The organism is Sphingopyxis solisilvae, from assembly GCF_015475875.1.
In the GTDB taxonomy this organism is placed as follows: Bacteria; Pseudomonadota; Alphaproteobacteria; order Sphingomonadales; family Sphingomonadaceae; genus Sphingopyxis; species Sphingopyxis solisilvae.
In genome coordinates this window covers 120818-137369 of record NZ_JADKYM010000009.1, presented here as the reverse complement: position 1 = coordinate 137369, position 16552 = coordinate 120818, and the positions used below count along the sequence as shown (strand labels likewise).

General features: G+C 64.9%; 19 protein-coding genes. 12 read left to right on the top strand and 7 right to left on the bottom strand.

Annotation, left to right across the window (positions count from 1 at the left end; genetic code table 11):
* The first annotated feature begins 125 nt into the window (after positions 1 to 125).
* From IR187_RS08795 to IR187_RS08775, 5 genes are all read left to right on the top strand, one after another.
* Positions 126 to 722, top strand: coding sequence for an FMN-dependent NADH-azoreductase (locus IR187_RS08795; RefSeq protein ID WP_194954232.1), 597 nt, complete (start codon positions 126 to 128; stop codon positions 720 to 722).
* A gap of 206 nt (positions 723 to 928) precedes the next feature.
* Positions 929 to 1612, top strand: a complete 684-nt coding sequence (locus tag IR187_RS08790) for an RluA family pseudouridine synthase (protein ID WP_194954231.1) — start codon at positions 929 to 931, stop codon at positions 1610 to 1612.
* Positions 1605 to 2006, top strand: coding sequence for an alternative ribosome rescue aminoacyl-tRNA hydrolase ArfB (arfB, locus tag IR187_RS08785; protein WP_194954230.1), 402 nt, complete (start codon positions 1605 to 1607; stop codon positions 2004 to 2006). The genes IR187_RS08790 and arfB overlap by 8 nt, the downstream gene beginning before the upstream one ends.
* A 10-nt stretch (positions 2007 to 2016) precedes the next feature.
* Complete coding sequence (locus IR187_RS08780; RefSeq protein ID WP_194954229.1) at positions 2017 to 2607, top strand: SOS response-associated peptidase family protein; 591 nt, start codon at positions 2017 to 2019, stop codon at positions 2605 to 2607.
* A gap of 87 nt (positions 2608 to 2694) precedes the next feature.
* Positions 2695 to 3024, top strand: coding sequence for a PilZ domain-containing protein (locus IR187_RS08775; RefSeq protein WP_194954228.1), 330 nt, complete (start codon positions 2695 to 2697; stop codon positions 3022 to 3024).
* A gap of 144 nt (positions 3025 to 3168) precedes the next feature.
* On the opposite strand, the gene IR187_RS08770 is transcribed toward IR187_RS08775, so the two are convergent.
* Positions 3169 to 3594, bottom strand: coding sequence for an EVE domain-containing protein (locus tag IR187_RS08770; RefSeq protein WP_194954227.1), 426 nt, complete (start codon positions 3592 to 3594; stop codon positions 3169 to 3171).
* A gap of 153 nt (positions 3595 to 3747) precedes the next feature.
* Between IR187_RS08770 and IR187_RS08765 the strand changes: the two genes are divergently transcribed.
* The gene (locus IR187_RS08765; protein WP_194954226.1) at positions 3748 to 4677 is read left to right on the top strand and encodes an isopenicillin N synthase family dioxygenase; all 930 of its coding nucleotides are present in this window, start codon (positions 3748 to 3750) and stop codon (positions 4675 to 4677) included.
* 169 nt (positions 4678 to 4846) lie between these two features.
* Complete coding sequence (locus IR187_RS08760) at positions 4847 to 5944, top strand: alpha/beta hydrolase family protein (RefSeq protein WP_194954225.1); 1098 nt, start codon at positions 4847 to 4849, stop codon at positions 5942 to 5944.
* Here IR187_RS08760 and IR187_RS08755 read toward each other — a convergent pair.
* From IR187_RS08755 to IR187_RS08745, 3 genes are read right to left on the bottom strand one after another with little or no spacing between them, the layout of a single operon-like run.
* Positions 5926 to 6330: a ribose-phosphate pyrophosphokinase gene (locus IR187_RS08755; RefSeq protein ID WP_194954224.1), complete on the bottom strand. Its 405-nt coding sequence runs from the start codon at positions 6328 to 6330 to the stop codon at positions 5926 to 5928. The genes IR187_RS08760 and IR187_RS08755 overlap by 19 nt on opposite strands.
* Positions 6306 to 7124: a DUF1295 domain-containing protein gene (locus tag IR187_RS08750; protein WP_194954223.1), complete on the bottom strand. Its 819-nt coding sequence runs from the start codon at positions 7122 to 7124 to the stop codon at positions 6306 to 6308. Before IR187_RS08750 ends, IR187_RS08755 begins: the two co-directional genes overlap by 25 nt.
* A complete protein-coding gene (locus tag IR187_RS08745) occupies positions 7121 to 7756 on the bottom strand; it encodes a lysophospholipid acyltransferase family protein (RefSeq protein ID WP_194954222.1) in 636 nt (211 codons plus the stop codon). Before IR187_RS08745 ends, IR187_RS08750 begins: the two co-directional genes overlap by 4 nt.
* A gap of 126 nt (positions 7757 to 7882) precedes the next feature.
* Here IR187_RS08745 and IR187_RS08740 point away from each other — a divergent pair, with 126 nt between their 5' ends.
* The 5 genes from IR187_RS08740 to IR187_RS08720 all read left to right on the top strand — a co-directional run bounded on the left by IR187_RS08740 (position 7883) and on the right by IR187_RS08720 (position 14133).
* The gene (locus IR187_RS08740; protein ID WP_194954221.1) at positions 7883 to 9289 is read left to right on the top strand and encodes a M20/M25/M40 family metallo-hydrolase; all 1407 of its coding nucleotides are present in this window, start codon (positions 7883 to 7885) and stop codon (positions 9287 to 9289) included.
* An 81-nt stretch (positions 9290 to 9370) separates the two neighbouring features.
* A complete protein-coding gene (locus tag IR187_RS08735) occupies positions 9371 to 9625 on the top strand; it encodes an antitoxin (RefSeq protein ID WP_194954220.1) in 255 nt (84 codons plus the stop codon).
* Between the two features lie 107 nt (positions 9626 to 9732).
* Positions 9733 to 9933 carry a type II toxin-antitoxin system RelE/ParE family toxin gene (locus IR187_RS16755; RefSeq protein ID WP_228765665.1) on the top strand — a complete coding sequence of 67 codons (201 nt, stop codon included), beginning with the start codon at positions 9733 to 9735 and terminating at the stop codon, positions 9931 to 9933.
* Positions 9934 to 10057: 124 nt separating this feature from the next.
* Positions 10058 to 12361: a DNA topoisomerase IV subunit A gene (parC, locus tag IR187_RS08725; RefSeq protein ID WP_194954219.1), complete on the top strand. Its 2304-nt coding sequence runs from the start codon at positions 10058 to 10060 to the stop codon at positions 12359 to 12361.
* Between the two features lie 89 nt (positions 12362 to 12450).
* Entirely contained in the window at positions 12451 to 14133 is a 1683-nt protein-coding gene (locus IR187_RS08720; RefSeq protein ID WP_228765657.1) for a putative bifunctional diguanylate cyclase/phosphodiesterase, read from the top strand.
* On the opposite strand, the gene IR187_RS08715 is transcribed toward IR187_RS08720, so the two are convergent.
* The 3 genes from IR187_RS08715 to IR187_RS08705 are packed head-to-tail and all read right to left on the bottom strand — an operon-like array spanning position 14106 to position 16467.
* A complete protein-coding gene (locus tag IR187_RS08715; RefSeq protein ID WP_194954241.1) occupies positions 14106 to 15302 on the bottom strand; it encodes a CCA tRNA nucleotidyltransferase in 1197 nt (398 codons plus the stop codon). The genes IR187_RS08720 and IR187_RS08715 overlap by 28 nt on opposite strands.
* Positions 15299 to 15883 (bottom strand): CoA pyrophosphatase, encoded by a 585-nt coding sequence (locus IR187_RS08710; RefSeq protein WP_194954240.1) that lies wholly within the window; start codon positions 15881 to 15883, stop codon positions 15299 to 15301. Before IR187_RS08710 ends, IR187_RS08715 begins: the two co-directional genes overlap by 4 nt.
* Positions 15883 to 16467, bottom strand: a complete 585-nt coding sequence (locus tag IR187_RS08705) for a DUF1285 domain-containing protein (protein ID WP_194954217.1) — start codon at positions 16465 to 16467, stop codon at positions 15883 to 15885. The genes IR187_RS08710 and IR187_RS08705 overlap by 1 nt, the downstream gene beginning before the upstream one ends.
* Positions 16468 to 16552: the final 85 nt, after the last annotated feature.

Below are 16552 nucleotides of genomic sequence, written 5' to 3'. Positions count from 1 at the left end.
GGGGGCGGGATGCGCGTCGCCTATGGCGAAGTGGGGCGGCTCGACGTGACTTTGGCCCGCCGCGCTTCCCCTCCCCCTCCCGGCGCGGCGCCCCACCCCCTCCCCTCAAGAACAAGGAGTTTTTCATGTCCCACATTCTTCGCATCGACAGCTCGGCCCGCAGCGCGGGTTCGACGACCCGCCAACTGACCGACCGGCTGGTGACCCGCCTGGTCGAGCAGGGCTATGGCGCCGCGGTGACGCAGCGCGACCTGAGCGTGACGCCGCCCGCGTTGCTGACCGAAGCCTGGGTCGGCGCCAATTTCACCGACGAGGCCGAGCGCAGCGACGCGCAGAAGGACGCGCTTGCCGCGTCGGACGAACTGATCGCCGAACTGGAAGCGGCGAGCACGATCGTCATCGGCGTCCCGGTTTACAATTTCGCCATCCCCGCCGCGCTGAAAGCGTGGATCGACCTGATCGCCCGCGCCCGCCGCACCTTCCGCTATACCGAGAGTGGTCCCGAAGGATTGCTGAAGGGCAAAAAGGCCTATCTGGTCGTCGCGTCAGGCGGGGTACCCGTCGGTAGCGACTATGATTTCGCGACGGGCTATCTCCGCCACGTCCTGGGCTTCGTCGGCATCACCGACGTCTCGATCATCGAGGCCGGTCAGCAGATGATGGACGGCGAAGCGGTGAGCCGCGCAACCGCGGCGATCGAAGAATTGAAGCAGGCCGCCTGAATCGCAATCCTCCCTATGGCGCAGCCGTGGGGAGGATCTGCTCGTGATCGTCGGCTAACAACCGATTGCGGACATATAGGCCCTCCCCTGAAGGGGAGGGCGTGACGCTATTCGTTCGGCAGTTCCCCACCCCGAAACCAAATCTCATCTGCCTTCCTGCCAACCTTTCCGCTTTCGGCTGCCCCCGGCTCCGCCTATAGCGCGCCATGCTTCTTTCAGATCGCGTCCTGTTCCTCGATGGCGAGGCTCTTGTTATCGACAAGCCCGCCGGGCTGCCGGTCGATGCGCCGCGCGACGGCAGCTTGAGCCTCGAAAACCATCTCGATCTGCTGAAGTTCGGTTTCAAACGCTGGCCGCTCGCGGTCCACCGGCTCGACCGCGACACATCGGGCTGCCTGCTGCTGGCGCGCAACCCCAAGGCGCATGGCCGTTTCACCCGCGCATTCGAGAACCGCGAGGTCGAGAAACAATATCTGGCGATCGTCGATGGCGTCCCCGAGGCGGACAGCGGCACGATCGACCTGCCGCTCAGCAAGGTTTCGACCGCCGAGGAGGGCTGGCGCATGGTCGGCGACCCGAAAGGCAAGCCGTCGATTTCGCATTGGGAGAAGCTGGCGGTGGTCGATGGCCGCAGTTTGCTGCGCTTCCGCCCCGAAACAGGCCGCACCCATCAGATCCGCGTCCACGCGCTGGAGGGGCTCGGCTTCGCGCTTGTCGGCGATCCGGTTTACGGGCGCGGCGGCACCAAAACCCGCACTTTGCTCCACGCCGAGCGGCTGGTGGTAAAACGTGACGTCAAGCCGTCAATAATCGCCGAAGCGCCCTTCCCCGACAGCTTCATCGCATTGGGCTTTGCCGCGCCGGAGGGGGCCGAACCAACGCGTGGCTGACATTCCGGAAAGCGCGATTTCGGAGAAGTTTCTCGCCGGCACCGGTCCGGGCGGGCAGAATGTCAACAAGGTCGCGACCGCGTGCCAGTTGCGCGTCAATGTTTATGCGCTGGGGCTCGATCCCGAGGCCTATAAGCGCTTGAAAACGCTGGCAGGTAGCCGGATGACCATCGATGGCGAGCTGATCATCCTGGCACGGCGGTACCGAACCCAGGAAGGCAACCGCGCCGATGCGCGCGAGCGCCTGTCGGCGCTGATTGATGCCGCGCTGGTGCGCCCCGAGCGCCGGATCAAGACCAAGCCGAGCAAGGCCGCCAAAGCGCGCCGGGTTGACAGCAAAAAGGCGCGCAGCAGCGTCAAAGCCGGGCGCGGACGGGTGCGCGGGACCGACTGAACCCCCCGCGATGACAAGCCTTTACCGTCTCGACGCCCCCGCCGCCGCGATCGCCGAGACGTTTGCTGCCGAGGCGGGCGACGACCCGTGGACGGGCGATTATGTCGCACCCGGCCGCCCCGCACCGGTGATCGTCAGCGACGGCCGCGGCGGCGCGCGCCGTTTCCTGCGCCCGAAGCTGTGGGGCGTGCCGCCCCCGCCGCGCGGCGACCGGCCGGTCACCCACGTCCGCAACCTGCAAAGCCCGTTCTGGATCGGCACATTGCGCCACGCCGAACTGCGCTGCCTGATCCCCGCCACCGCCTTCGCCGCGTGGTCGGGGCCCGACGGTGCGCGGCGCCAGCACTGGTTTTCAGTGCCGTCGCTGCCGATCTTCGCTTTTGCCGGAATCCACCGCCAAGGCGAGGATTGGCCCTGTTTTGCGATGCTGGCCACCGACCCCAACCGCCTCGTCAGCCGCCACCAGCCGCACGCGATGCCGGTGATCCTGCACCCCGATCAACACGCCGTCTGGCTGAGCGGCGAATGGCGCGATGCAGTGGCGCTTGCGACCCCGTTTCCGAGCCAGTTGATGACAGTCGGCAACACCCCGCCGATGTAGGCAAAATTCACCACGTTTCTTCACTTCGAGGTAACCAGCGACACGGTAGAAAGGGCGCACGAAGATAAGAAAGCTGGGACCACGACAGTGTTGGGAAATCGCATCATCGAAACCAAGCGGCCCGCCGTCACCGGGCGCCGCGCCGAACGGGCGCCGGTCAAGGGGCATGCCCGTTATCGCGAGCCTGGGCTGAACCCTTTTGATGTCGAGCTGTTCGACCTGTCGTCGACCGGGTTCCGCATGGTCACTTTTTTCCGGCCGCAGATCGGCAAGCATATCTGGGTGAACCTGCCCGGCCTGCAACCGCTGGAAGCCATTGTGCGCCGCGCCGACGGCAACAACTATGGCTGCGAGTTCGTCCACCCGCTGCACCCGTCGGTGGCGAAGCATTTGCAGGTCAAGTTGCGTCAGAAGTAAAAATCCTCCCTGTGGCGAAGCCATGGGGAGGGGGACCGTTCGCGCAGCGAATGGGGGAGGGGCGACACCCTAGCGCCATGGCCCCTCCATCAGCGCTTCGCGCTGCCACCTCCCCATGGCTTCGCCACAGGGAGGATTCGGGTGTCAGCCCTCCACCGTCTCCGACTTGTTCAAAATATGCTTCCATTCGGCGGCCGTCACGCGCCCGACCGACAGCCGCGACTGGCGGATCAGGTCCATATCGACGAGTTTCGGATCGGCCTTGATCGCCGCCAGCGTCACCGGATGCGTGAGTGCCCGCACCGGTTCGACGCGCACCACGACCCAGGGCGACCCTTCCTCGGCGGTCGGATCGGGAAAGGCGGTTTCGGTGATCCGCATGATCCCCACACATTCCTTGCCGATATTGCTGTGGTAAAACAGCGCCTCGTCGCCGACTTGCATCGCTTTCAGGTTCAGCTTCGCAGTGTGATTGCGCACCCCGTCCCAGATGCCTGTGCCTTCGCGCACCAGCTGCTCCCATGGATAGGCGTCGGGTTCGGATTTCATCAGCCAATATTGCTTGCTCATGGTGAGCGGCTTAGCCGAGCCGCAGGCGCGGCGGAAGGCGCCTTTTTTCCTTTCGCTGCGGCGCAGCAGCGCCTAAATCCGGTTCATGTCAAAGATGCGCCGGTGGCCCTTCGCCATGGCGCGCCACAGCACCAGCATAATGGACATTACAGCATGACCGCCGCCGTTCCCGTCATTTCCATGTCGTTGCCCGCCGAGAAATTCGCCGCAGACTTCGGCGCGTCGTTCGAACGCTTCGGCTTTGCGATGATCACCGATCATGGCATCGACCCCGCGCTGATCGACGACGCCTGGGCGAAGGCGAAGGATTTCTTCGCGCTGCCCGAAGACACCAAGCGCGCCTATCACATCCCCGGCGGCGGCGGCGCGCGCGGCTACACCCCGTTCGGGACCGAGATCGCCAAGGGCGCCAAGGAAGTCGACCTCAAGGAATTCTGGCACGTCGGCCGCGACCTGCCCGCCGGCCACCGCCTCGCCGCGCAGCAGCCGAACAATGTCTGGCCCGCCGAGGTCGAAGGGTTTCGCGCGGTCTACGACAAATTATTCGCCGAATTCGACCGCGTCGGCGGCCAATTGCTGTCGGGCATCGCCCGCTACCTTGGCCTCGCGCCCGATTTCTTCGACGACACGGTGCTCGACGGCAACAGCGTGATGCGCCTGCTCCACTATCCCCCCGTCGAGGCGCCCGCCAAGGGCATTCGCGCCGAGGCGCATGAGGATATCAACACGATCACGCTGCTCTTGGGCGCTGAAGAAGCCGGCCTCGAAATCCTCGACAAGGACGGCAGCTGGCTCCCGGTCAGCCCGCCGCCGGGCGCGATGGCGGTCAATGTCGGCGACATGCTGCAACGTCTGACCAACAACAAGCTCCCCTCGACCACCCACCGCGTCCGCAACCCCGACGCGGGCCGTGCGAGCGTGGCGCGTTATTCGATGCCGTTTTTCCTGCACTTCCGCTCGGACTATCCGATCGTGACGCTGGAAAGCTGCATCGATGATGCGCATCCGAACCTGTACCCGACGTCGATTATGGCGGATGAATATTTGCAGGAGCGGCTTAGAGAGATTGGGCTGAAGAAATAGGCGAGCCGCATCGGCCCGCCCCCTTCGTCGTTCCGGCGAAATCCGCGGCCGAGGGCCCTGAATCAGATCGGGGGCGGTGCGATAGCAATCCCGGTCGACGCTCCGAAAATTTTGACTGGTGGTTGACGCTTGTTATAGCCTCGGACCAACTTTCCCCGGGAGTCCATTGATGCACAAAGCCGCAGGTTTATTCGTTCTTGTTTCGGCTCTGGCAGCGTTTCAGCCTGCCGCAGCAACCGAGATGCAGCCCAAACTGCCATGGAGCGCGCCCGCGACGACCCAGGTGCTGGTGGAGGATCGCACGTTCAAGAACGGCGATGTCGAGCTTTCGGGAACGCTCCATATGCCCGGCGCCAGCAACCCGGTGTCCGCGGTTGTCGTCACCCACAGCGCATCGTCGCCGTTGCAGACAGCCTCGCTCTACGATCATCTGAAAACCGTCCTGCCGGCGCTCGGTATCGCGGTCTTTACCTATGATCGGCGGGGATCGGGCGGATCCGGTACGGTAACGGCCGGCGGCGATTTCGCGATCCTCGCCGACGACGCGATCGCTGCGGTCCAGCATCTGAAAACCGATCCGCGCATCGATGCGCGGCGTATCGGGACGTGGGGATTGAGCCAGGGCGGCTGGATTTCGCCGCTGGCTGCATCGCGAAGCCCCGACATCGCCTTTGTCATCGCGGTGTCGGCTCCGGTCGTCACCGCCGACCTTCAGATGATCTTTTCCTCGACCAACCATTTGAAGGCCAATGGTTATTCGCAGGGCGACATCGACCAGATGGTCGCGGCGCGCAAGGCGGTCGATAATTATATGCGCGGCACGGTGATGCGCGCCGACGCGCAGGCAAAGCTCGACGGGATCAAGACCAAGCCGTGGTTCAAATATCTCTACATGGGTGAAACCGTCCGCGACCGCGAAGTGTCGGGGTGGCGCAAGGAAATCGAAAACGATCCGCTGGTCAATCTCAAGGCCGTCACGGTGCCGATCCTCGTCCTTTTTGGCGCCGATGACGCAGTCGTACCGGTCGCCGAGTCCGCGGAGCGCCTGAAAGCCATCGCTGCGCAAATGCCCAGGATGGACGTGCATGTGATCGCGGGCGCCGATCATGCGATGGTAATGTCGGCGGACCTCAAGGCATCGCTCGACCCCAAGCACGACGGCACCGAACGGCCCGATTCGCCCGAATATTTCGCACTGTTGTCGAGCTGGCTCGCCGCGCAGAGCTTTATCGGGGACAGACGCCGCGCCTACCGCCCCTCCCAATAATCAAACACCTCCTGTTGCTGCCCGCGGATAAACTGCGCCGCCGCGGCCCCCTCCCACGGGCCGTCGTAACCGAGCAGGAGCGCCGTGCCGCCGACCCACCAGCCCTGCCCCGGCAGCCGGTCGCTTTCGCGCACCACCAGCACCGCGAGGTCGGGTTCGCCGTCCAGCGCGCACAGCCGGTCGACCTCGGCCAAGGTCTTGCACAGCGCGCGCATCTTGGGCCGCGTGAAGCGGAAGCCCAGGTCGCCGAGCAGTTCGGAATAGCTGACCGCGCGGCCCGCGCGCGCGGCTTCGGTCAGGATTGCGCGGATGCGCGGGGCGTCGCCAAGGGCACTGGCGTCGGCGGCCAGCGCCGCGCCGCCTAGACCTTGGTCTTTGGTGGCCATGGAATGAAACCGGAGGTGCGCGCGACATAGGCGGCATAGTCGGGCCGCGTCTTGTGCAGCCCCTTTTCGAGCAGCGCCTTGCCCGACCATTTGGTCAGGGTGAAGGTCAGGAACATCGGCCCGATCACGCTGGCCAGCGCGACCCACGGCCCGATGTCGGCGGCGATCAGCCACAGCCCCCACCAGGTCAGCGCGTCGCCGAAATAATTGGGATGGCGGGTGTAACGCCACAGCCCGGTGTCGAGCACCTGCCCCTTGTTCGCGGGATTTTTGCGGAACGCATCGAGCTGCGCATCGCCGATCGTCTCGAACGCGATGCCGATCAGCGCCGCGACTACGCCGACAATCGCGAGGATGCCAACGCCGTCCGCCGCCGCGCCGCCGCTCGCCCAGATGCCGATCTGCGCGGGGAGGCAGGTGATGAACAGCAAGGGCGCCTGGGTCAGGAACACGGTGAGCAGCGCCGTCTTGGCCCAGCTCCACTTTTTCGTTTCCATCGTCCGCGACAGGATTTTGACATAGCGCGGATCCTCGCCATGCCCCACCCAACGCAGCATCAGGTGGATCGCCAGCCGCAGTCCCCACAGGCTGGTGAGCCCGAGCAGCAATTTGGCATGGAGCGCATCAAACCCCGCCTGCCATGCCGCGCCCCATGCCAGCAGCACCATGCCGAACGCCCAGAAGGCGTCGATGAACGACACGTCGCGGATCGCGACCGAAATCGCCCACAGAATCAGGATCACCCCAAGCAACCCTGCAAAATTGATCGCCAGCAATGTCAGCAGGTCGGTCATGCACGCATCTCCATTTCGGGGTCGTCGTCGCCGACAATATCGTCGATCGAGCGCACCGCGCGCTCGGGAATTTTGGGGATGCAGGTGCGATACACCTCGAGCACCTTCAGCATGTCAGCGCGAAAATCGCCGCTCGGCCAGATCAGCGGGCCCAGCCCGCCGGTCTTGGTCCCATAATCCATCATGCCGACCACCATCGGCACCTTCGCCGCCATGGCGATCTGGTAAAAGCCGGTGCGCCATTTCCGGGTTTTGCCGCGCGTCCCCTCGGGCGCGACGGTGAGCATGAATTCGGCGCGGCGCGCAAATTCGTCGACCATCTGCTGCACGACATTGCCGCCGCCGCGCCGGTCGACCGCTACGCCGCCCATCTGGCGGATGAAGCCACCGAGCGGCCAGCGGAACAGCGACAGTTTTGCCATGAAATGCGGACGGATTTTCAGATCGGCGGTCAGCCCAAGGAAATTGACGAAGTCCCAGTTGCTGGTGTGCGGCGCCGCGATCAGGATGAAGCGCCGCGGTTCGGGAACGACGCCGACGGCCTTCCAGCCGCGCAGCCGGTACAGCGCCAGCAGCACGCGTCGCACAAAGCGTGCCACCGGACCCGGCGGTTCATCGATGATGGCGGTCACGCACTCTCCTCTACCCGGCGCACGGCTTGCGCGAAAGATCCAGGCTTCGCAAGAGGGCGCGATGACGGGTTGCGGCCCGCGGCGCTTTCTGCTCCCTTCGCAAGGCGAAACGGGGAGAGACATTCTATGAAAATGCTGGCTTCGCTGCTGCTGTCCACGCTGGCGGTCACCACGCCCGCGCTCGCCGCCGATCCGACAGCGCGCCCCGACCAGCTGGCGTTTCGCGAGATTTACAAGGAACTGGTCGAAACCAACACGACGCTGTCGTCGGGAAGTTGCACGCTGGCCGCCGAACGCATGGCGACGCGGTTGCGGGCGGCGGGCATTCCGGAAAGCCAGCTGACGCTGTTTGCGATCCCCGAAAAGCCCAAGGAGGGCGGCTTGGTCGCGGTCTATCCCGGCACCTCGAAGACCGCAAAACCGATCCTGCTGATCGCGCATATCGACGTCGTCGAGGCGAAGCGCGAGGATTGGGAGCGCGACCCGTTCATCATGGTCGAGGAAAATGGCTATTTTTACGGCCGCGGCACCGCCGACATCAAATCGCAGGCGGCGGTGTGGGTCGACACGCTGATCCGTTTTCAACAGGGGGGCTACAAGCCCAAACGCACGGTCAAGATGGCGCTGACCTGCGGCGAGGAAACCAATGGCGCGTTCAACGGCATCGAATGGCTCGCCGCGAACAAGCGCGACCTGATCGACGCCGAATTTGCGCTGAACGAAGGCGGCGGCGGCGACAGCGACGGCAAAGGCAAGGTGATCGGCCAGTCGGTGCAGGTCGGCGAAAAGACCTTTGCCAATTTCCGCCTCGAAACGCGCAATCCCGGCGGTCATAGTTCGGCGCCGGTCCCCGACAATGCGATTTACCAGCTCGCGCGCGCGGTGACGAAGATCGAGGAACATCGCTTCCCCGCCGAAATGACCGATACGACGCGGCGCTATTTTGCCGAGGCGGGCGCCTTGCGCGCCGATGCCACCGGCGCCGCGATGGTCGCGCTGGCAAAGAACCTCGCCGACAAGGACGCCGAGGCGATCGTCAACAAGGACCCGTTCCTGCACAGCAATTTGCGCACGACCTGCGTCGCGACCCTGCTCGACGGCGGCCACGCCGCCAACGCGCTGCCACAGCGCGCCGGGGCGAACATCAACTGCCGCATCTTTCCGGGGCACAGCATCGAATCGATCCGCGACGAGCTGGCGCGCGTGATCGGCGACCCCGGCGTTACCATCACGCAGCTGCCGCCCAAACGCCCTGCCCCGCCCGCGCCGCCACTCGATCCCAAGATCATCGGCCCGATGGAAAAGCTGGTCGCCAAATATTGGCCCGGGCTGAAGGTCATTCCGTCGATGGCCAATGGCTATACCGACGCGACCTTCCTGGGCGCGATCGGCATCCCAACCTATGGCATTCCCGGCATGTGGTGGGACCCGGACGGCAACGGCGCGCACGGGCTGAACGAACGGATGGAGGTCAAATCGGTGTATGTCGGACGCGACTATATGTTCGACCTGGTGAAGGCTTACGCGGACTGACCGCCCCACACGGCAGCACCGGCACTATGCACAAACCCACATTTGTGGTAATGTGTAAAGCCTGATGTCTGGAGTTTTGATATGAGCCGCCTGACGATCGATATTTCGGACCAGCAGCACCAGAATTTGAAAGCGATGGCTGCGTTGCAAGGCAAGACGATCCGGCAATATGCGCTGGAACGCCTGTTTCCTTCCGCAACTAGCGATATCGAGGCGTGGCAAGAGCTGAAAACCTTGTTGCAGCAACGCATTGCCAACGGACTGGCGGGCGACGTTTCGGGCAAAAGCATCGACGAGATTGTGGCGGAGGAGTTGGCGACGGACCGCGACGCTTGACGCCTGGCTATGTCCTGCTTCCGGAAGCGGAGACCGACCTTCGAGCGATTATTCGCTACACCCGCGCCGAATGGGGCGACGATCAAACCTGAAACTATGTCGCGAAACTGACCCGCTGCATCGAGAAAATCGTCGATGGCAAGCAGGCCGGGAAGGATTTGAGCGAGATCCATCCCGGATTGCGGGCGGTTCATTGTCAGCATCATTATATTTTCTGCCTGCCGCGCGAAAATGCCGCCGCGCTGATCGTGGCAATTCTGCATGAACGAATGGATTTGATGACGCGCGTCGCCGGCCGGTTGAAATAGTCGCTCTGATGCGGGAACGGACGGCATGAAAAGGCTGCATCGCGGCGACCTCGGCGCGAAGCAGCACTCACGGCCCCGATCGCCCTTTGCCTTGATGCGTTAGCCTTGCTATCGCGCCGCGACCATGGCGACCACCACCGACGATCCCGACAATCCAGACCCCGTTCCCGGCATGACCGACACGCCGTTCGGCAGCGCGCTGTCCGAACGCTATCTGGTTTACGCGCTGTCGACGATCACTGCCCGCTCGCTGCCCGATTTGCGCGACGGATTGAAGCCGGTCCACCGCCGCCTCTTGTGGGCGATGCGCGCGATGCGGCTTGACCCGTCGCAGGGTTACAAGAAATCGGCGCGCGTCGTCGGTGACGTGATCGGCAAATTCCATCCGCACGGCGACACGGCGGTGTATGACGCGATGGTCCGCCTCGCGCAGGATTTTTCGCTGCGTTACCCGCTGGTCGACGGCCAGGGCAATTTCGGCAATATCGACGGCGATAACGCCGCCGCCTATCGTTATACCGAGGCGCGGCTGACCCGCGTCGCGATCGACCTGATGCAGGGGCTCGACGAGGGCACGGTCGATTTCAGGCCGACCTATAATGGCGAGGACGAGGAGCCGGAGATCATGCCGGGCCTCTTCCCGAACCTGCTCGCCAATGGCGCGAGCGGGATCGCGGTGGGCATGGCGACGAACATCCCGCCGCACAACGCCGCCGAGGTGATTGGCGCCGCGCTGCTGCTGATCGAAAATCCGCAGGCCGAGCTGGCCGAGCTGCTCGAGCATGTCAAAGGCCCCGATTTCCCGACCGGCGGCATCGTCGTCGATAGCGCCGAAACGATTGCCCACGCCTATGCCACCGGCCGCGGCGGGTTCCGCGTCCGCGCGCGGTTTTCGACCGGCAAGGGTACCGACGGCGCGTGGGAAGACAGCGGGATCGAAAAACTGCCCGGCGGCACCTGGCAGCTTGTCATCAGCGAGATCCCCTATGGGGTCGCCAAGGGCAAGCTGATCGAACAGATTGCGCAGCTGATCGCCGACAAGAAATTGCCGATCCTGGAAGATGTCCGTGACGAGAGCGCCGAGGATCTGCGCATTATCCTCGAGCCCAAGAGCCGCAATGTCGACCCAGAGGTGCTGAAGGAAAGCCTGTACCGGCTGACCGACCTCGAAAGCCGTTTCGCGCTCAACCTCAACGTCCTCGACGCGACGCGGACGCCGAAGGTGATGGGGCTGCACCAATTGCTCACCGAATGGCTCCAGCACCAGATCGTCGTGCTGGTCCGCCGCGCCCAGCACCGGATCAACAAGATCGACGACCGGTTGGAGCTGGTCGCGGGTTACATCATCGCCTTCCTCAACCTCGACCGGATCATCGAAATCATCCGCACCGAGGACGAGCCCAAGCCGGTGATGATCGAAGAATTCATCCTGACCGACCGGCAGGCCGAGGCAATCCTGAACATGCGGCTGCGGTCCTTGCGCAAGCTCGAGGAAATGGAGCTGAAGCGCGAGCAGGCCGATCTGACCGCCGAGCGCGAAGAGCTGGCGAAACTGGTCGACAGTCCGGCGCGGCAGAAGACGCGGCTACGCAAGGATCTGGAAAAATTGCGCGCAGTTTACGGGCTCGAAACGCTGCTGGGCGCGCGGCGCACGACGATTTCCGAAGCCGCCCCGGCGCGCGAGATTCCGCTCGACGCGATGATCGAGAAAGAACCAGTCACGGTCATCCTGTCGAAGCGCGGCTGGATCCGCGCGCAGCGCGGCCATGTCGCGCCCGACCAGTGGGGCGAGTTCAAATTCAAGGAAGGCGACGAGCTGCTCTTCGCCGCGCACGCGCAGACCACCGACAAGCTGCTGATCGCGGCGAGCGACGGGCGCTTCTTCACCATCGGCGCCGACAAGCTGCCGGGCGGACGCGGCTTTGGCGAACCACTGCGGCTGATGGTAGATATCGATCCGGAGGCGCGCATCGTCGCAATGATCCCGGCGAGCGCCGAAGGCCGCTTGCTGCTCGCCTCGACGAGCGGCCACGGCTTTATCGCGCAAATGGCCGAGGTCGTGGCCGAGACGCGCAAGGGGCGCAATGTCGTCAACCTGAAGCCCAAGGCCGCGCTGGCCGTCGTGCGGCCGATAGCGCCGGGCGACGACAGCGTCGCGGTGGTCGGTGAGAACCGCAAGCTCGTCGTCTTTCCGCTTGCCGAAGTCCCGGTGATGGCGCGCGGCCAGGGCGTGATGCTGCAACGCTATCGCGACGGCGGCCTGTCGGATGCGGTCAGCTTCGCCTTTGCCGATGGGTTGAGCTGGGCGATGGGCGGCGACAGCGGGCGCACGCGCACCGAAAATGATCTCGCGCCCTGGCGCGTCGCGCGCGGCGCTGCGGGCCGGATGCCGCCAACCGGATTCCCGCGCAACAATCGGTTCGGCTGACCGCATTTTCATGTTGCCGTAAATAGCTTCTTTACTCCCACCCCGTTACGCCATGGCCAATGGGGAAAGGTCGCACAAAACCCGCTGTTATGCCTATCGATAGAACCGGCGAAGACCGGCCCTTGTTGTTCGTCGGCTGGATCGACGCCCTCCCGGTACCGGCGGCGCTGATCCGTCCCCTCGCGCGCGGCAATTTTCGCCTGCACGCCAGCAATGTCGCATTCGACCGGCTGGGGTTGTCGCCCGCTGGCGCCGACGCCCCCATCGCGCTGCTGCGTGCGATCGAATGTGCGGCGCAGAACCCCGAGGATACCCAGGAATTTTCCTGCCAGCTCGGCGACGGCGTCGCGGCGCGCGACCTGCGCGGGTCGATCGGACCACTGCCCACCGAATCGGGCGACGAAAGCCTGTTCCTGCTGACGCTGATCGACCGCACGCAGGAGATGATGACCGAGCGCAATTTGCGCCGCGAACTGGTGTCGGACAGCCTGACCGGCCTGCCCAACCGCGCCGGTTTCGAGGAAATGGTCGAACATCGCGGCATCGCCATTGGCGCCGGGACCGACCATGCGATTCTGCTGCTCGATCTCGCGCGGTTTAGCCGGATCAACGAACATATCGGGCCGATGGCGGGCGATGAATTGATCATCACCGTGGCACGGCGATTGAAGTCTTCGCTGCGCAGCGGCGACATTTTGGCGCGCACTGGCGGCGACGAGTTTGCGATTTCGACCCGCGTCGCGGGCGGTCGTGCCGACGTGCGTGAAATGGCGCGGCGTATTCGCGGCTGCTTCGATCATCCGTTCCGCATCGGCGAACTGAAGGTCAGCGTCGATTGCGCGCTCGGCTGTGCGATCCAGTCGGCCGCGGACAGCGATATCGCCGACCAGATCCGCCATGCGCAAATTGCGCTCAAGCGCGCCAAACAAACCGATCGCATCGAAATTTACGAACCCGAATCGGCAATGCTGTCGGACAACCGCTTCGGCCTCGAAACCGAATTGCGCAACGCGATCGAGGAGGACCGGCTCCACCTCGCCTTCCAGCCGCTGGTCGAACTTGCCACGGGCAAGGTCGCGGGGTTCGAGGCGCTCGCGCGCTGGGACAAGCAGGACGGCCTACCGATTTCGCCCAGCGAGTTTATCCCGATTGCCGAGGATTCCGGACTGATCGTCCCGCTTGGCCAATGGGCGATCGGCAAGGCGGCGGCGGTGCTCGCCGACTGGGACCGGCAGAATGGCGGCAAGACGGTCGACTGTTATTTTTCGGTCAACGTATCGGCGATCCAGTTGCTGCGCGACGATGTCGCGGGGGTGGTTCGCCAGGCGCTCGACAAACACAAGATCGGTGGCGAGCGGTTGATGATCGAGCTGACCGAAAGCGCGATCATCGGCGACCCCGATCTGGCGCTGTCGGTGCTCAGCGAGTTGAAGGCGCTCGACGCCCGCGTCGCGATGGACGATTTCGGCACCGGCTATTCGAACCTTGCCTATCTGCAGCGGCTGCCGATCGACGTGCTCAAGATCGACCGCAGCTTTGTCGAACATATGGTCGACGACCGCGACAAGGTGGCAATCGTCCGCACGATCCAGAGCCTGGCCGAAGTGCTGGGGATGCGGACCACCGCCGAAGGTGTCGAGACCGCCGATCAAGCGCGGTTGCTGTCCGCGCTCGGTTGCGATTTCGGGCAGGGCTATCTGTTCGCGCGCCCGCTCGATGGACCCGCCGCGCTCGATTTCTGGCGTCAGTCGCTGCTGCGTCCGATTTTCTGATCGACCAGTTCGGCGACCCGGACCGCGCCGGGAAAATCTTCGGCGACCCAGGCCGCCTCGACCGCCTTCAAAATCCGCGCGACGTCCGGACCCGCTGCGATTCCGCGGGCAACGATGTCGCCGCCCTTCAGCGGTAGCCGCGGCACGGCCCATCCCGCCAGATCCTTTACCGCTGACGCGTCACCCCCAATCAGGTGGACGTCGCGCGCGGCATCGATCCCGATGGCATGCGCCAGTTGCCGGATCGGCCGCGCGACATCGCCGCGATGCGCCGCGACGGCGGCCAGATATTTGCGCTGCCGCGTCGACAGGCGCAGGCGGCTCGACACCTGCTCGGCCATCGCCGCGTCGGCGGGAAGCAGCGCGGCAAGACGGCGATGGCCGACCGCCGGCACCCCGGCGGCCACCTCGCTCGCACACAACCGGTCGAGCGTGCGAGCAAAATCCGGATCGAGTTCGGGCAGCAGCACCGCAAATATGCCGTCCGCGGCCATCTGGCCGACGATCGCGCGCGGGTCGGGCAAGGCCAATATCTTGCCCAGTTCATCGGCGATCCGTTCGCGCGACAGGCTTTTGAGCGACTGGCGCGCCGCAACCACGGCGGCGTGGCTTGCGGGTTCCAGCTCGCCGCGGCCAAAGCGCGCCGCAAAGCGATAGAAGCGCAGGATGCGCAGATGATCCTCGGCGATCCGCGTGGCCGCGTCGCCGATAAAGCGCACGCATCCCGCCTGCAGATCGTCGAGCCCGCCGAAATAATCGTCGATCGCGCCGGTCGCGGGATCAGCGTAGAGCGCGTTGATCGTGAAATCGCGCCGCGCGGCGTCGTCGCGCCATTCATCAGCAAAGGCGACGGTCGCGCGGCGGCCGTCGGTTTCGACGTCGCGGCGCAGCGTCGTGATCTCGTGCCGGTCGCCGCTGGCGACCGCGGTCACCGTACCATGCGCGATGCCCGTCGGGATGACCTTGATCCCGGCGCCTTCCAGCCGCCGCATCACGTCGTCGGGCCGGAGCGGTGTTGCCAGATCGACATCGGTGACGGGCAGACCCAGCAGCGTATCGCGCACCGCCCCGCCGACGATCTTCACCGCACCGCCATCGGCGCCCAGCGCGTCGATGATCCGCCGCAGTCCGGGACGCAAACGCCACTCGGCATCGGGCAGCCGGATCACCGGTGCCACCCTGCGGGCATCCGCCGCGCGAGATTGACGATGATCCCCGCCGTCACGCCCCAGATCCGCCGTCCCTGCCAGTCCATGTCGTAATAATGCCGGTCATGCCCCTGCCAATGCGCCTGCTGGCGGCGATAATTGGCGGGATCGAACAGGATGTCGAGCGGCACTTCGAAACAGTCCTCGACCTCGTCGGGATTGGGGTCGAGCGGCAGGTCGGGCGGGATGACCCCCAGAACCGGGGTGATGTGATAGCCGCTGCCCGACCGATAGGGTTCGGTTACCCCCGCCACCATGACATCGCGGCGCCCCAGGCCGATCTCTTCCTCCGCCTCGCGCAGCGCCGCATCGACCGCATCGCGGTCGTCGGGATCGATCTTGCCGCCCGGAAAGGCGACCTGTCCCGCATGGCTGCGCAGCCATTGCGGCCGCTGGGTCAGGATGACGCCGGGGTCGGGGCGGTCGGTAAAGGCGATCAGCACCGCGGCATCGCGGAGCGTCGGCGTACCGAGATAGGCCTCGTCCTCGCCCGCATCGGGCAGCAGATTGTCGAGCGCGGCGCGCAGCTTGGCGGAAAGCATCAGCACTCGACCAACGGAAAACGTGCGCCGTTCGACCAGATCGCGGGCGGATCGCTTTGGTCGGCGAGCGCCATCTCGACGATCTCATAATAAAGCGCCCGGTCGATCCGCGCCTCCAGCCCGTTACCCACAGCGCCGCGGACATGCAGCCGCGGGTCGGGCTGGTCGGGGTCGCGGCCAAAGCTGAGCGGGTGGTCGGGTCCGGCCATGACAAGGTCGTCGGTATCGAGGCGAAAGACGAGGTTGCGGTCCTTGCCCGCGCCCTCGCTTTTCATCTCGACCGCGCGAAAGGGCGTGTCCTCGACCGCGATGCTCAGCCGCTCGGCGGGGGTGACGAGCACATGGGTGCCGTCGGCTTCGCGGCGCAGGATCGTCGAGAAGAGCTTGACCATCGCGGCCCGGTTGATCCGCCCACCCTCATGATACCAGCTGCCATCGGCGCGGATTTCCATGAAGCTGTCGCCGCTGCGCTCGGGATGCCATTGGTCAACCGGCGGCAGCTTGCGCGCCGCGAGCAGTTCGGCCGCCTCGGTGAGTGAGAGCTGCGCGAAGTCTTTGGGAAGCGAAGGCAGGGGGGAGACCATCCATCCGACATAGGAGTGTGAGCGACGGGCGCAACCCCGCCAAGATCAAACGTCGTCATTGCGAGGAGCGAAGCGACGCGGCAAT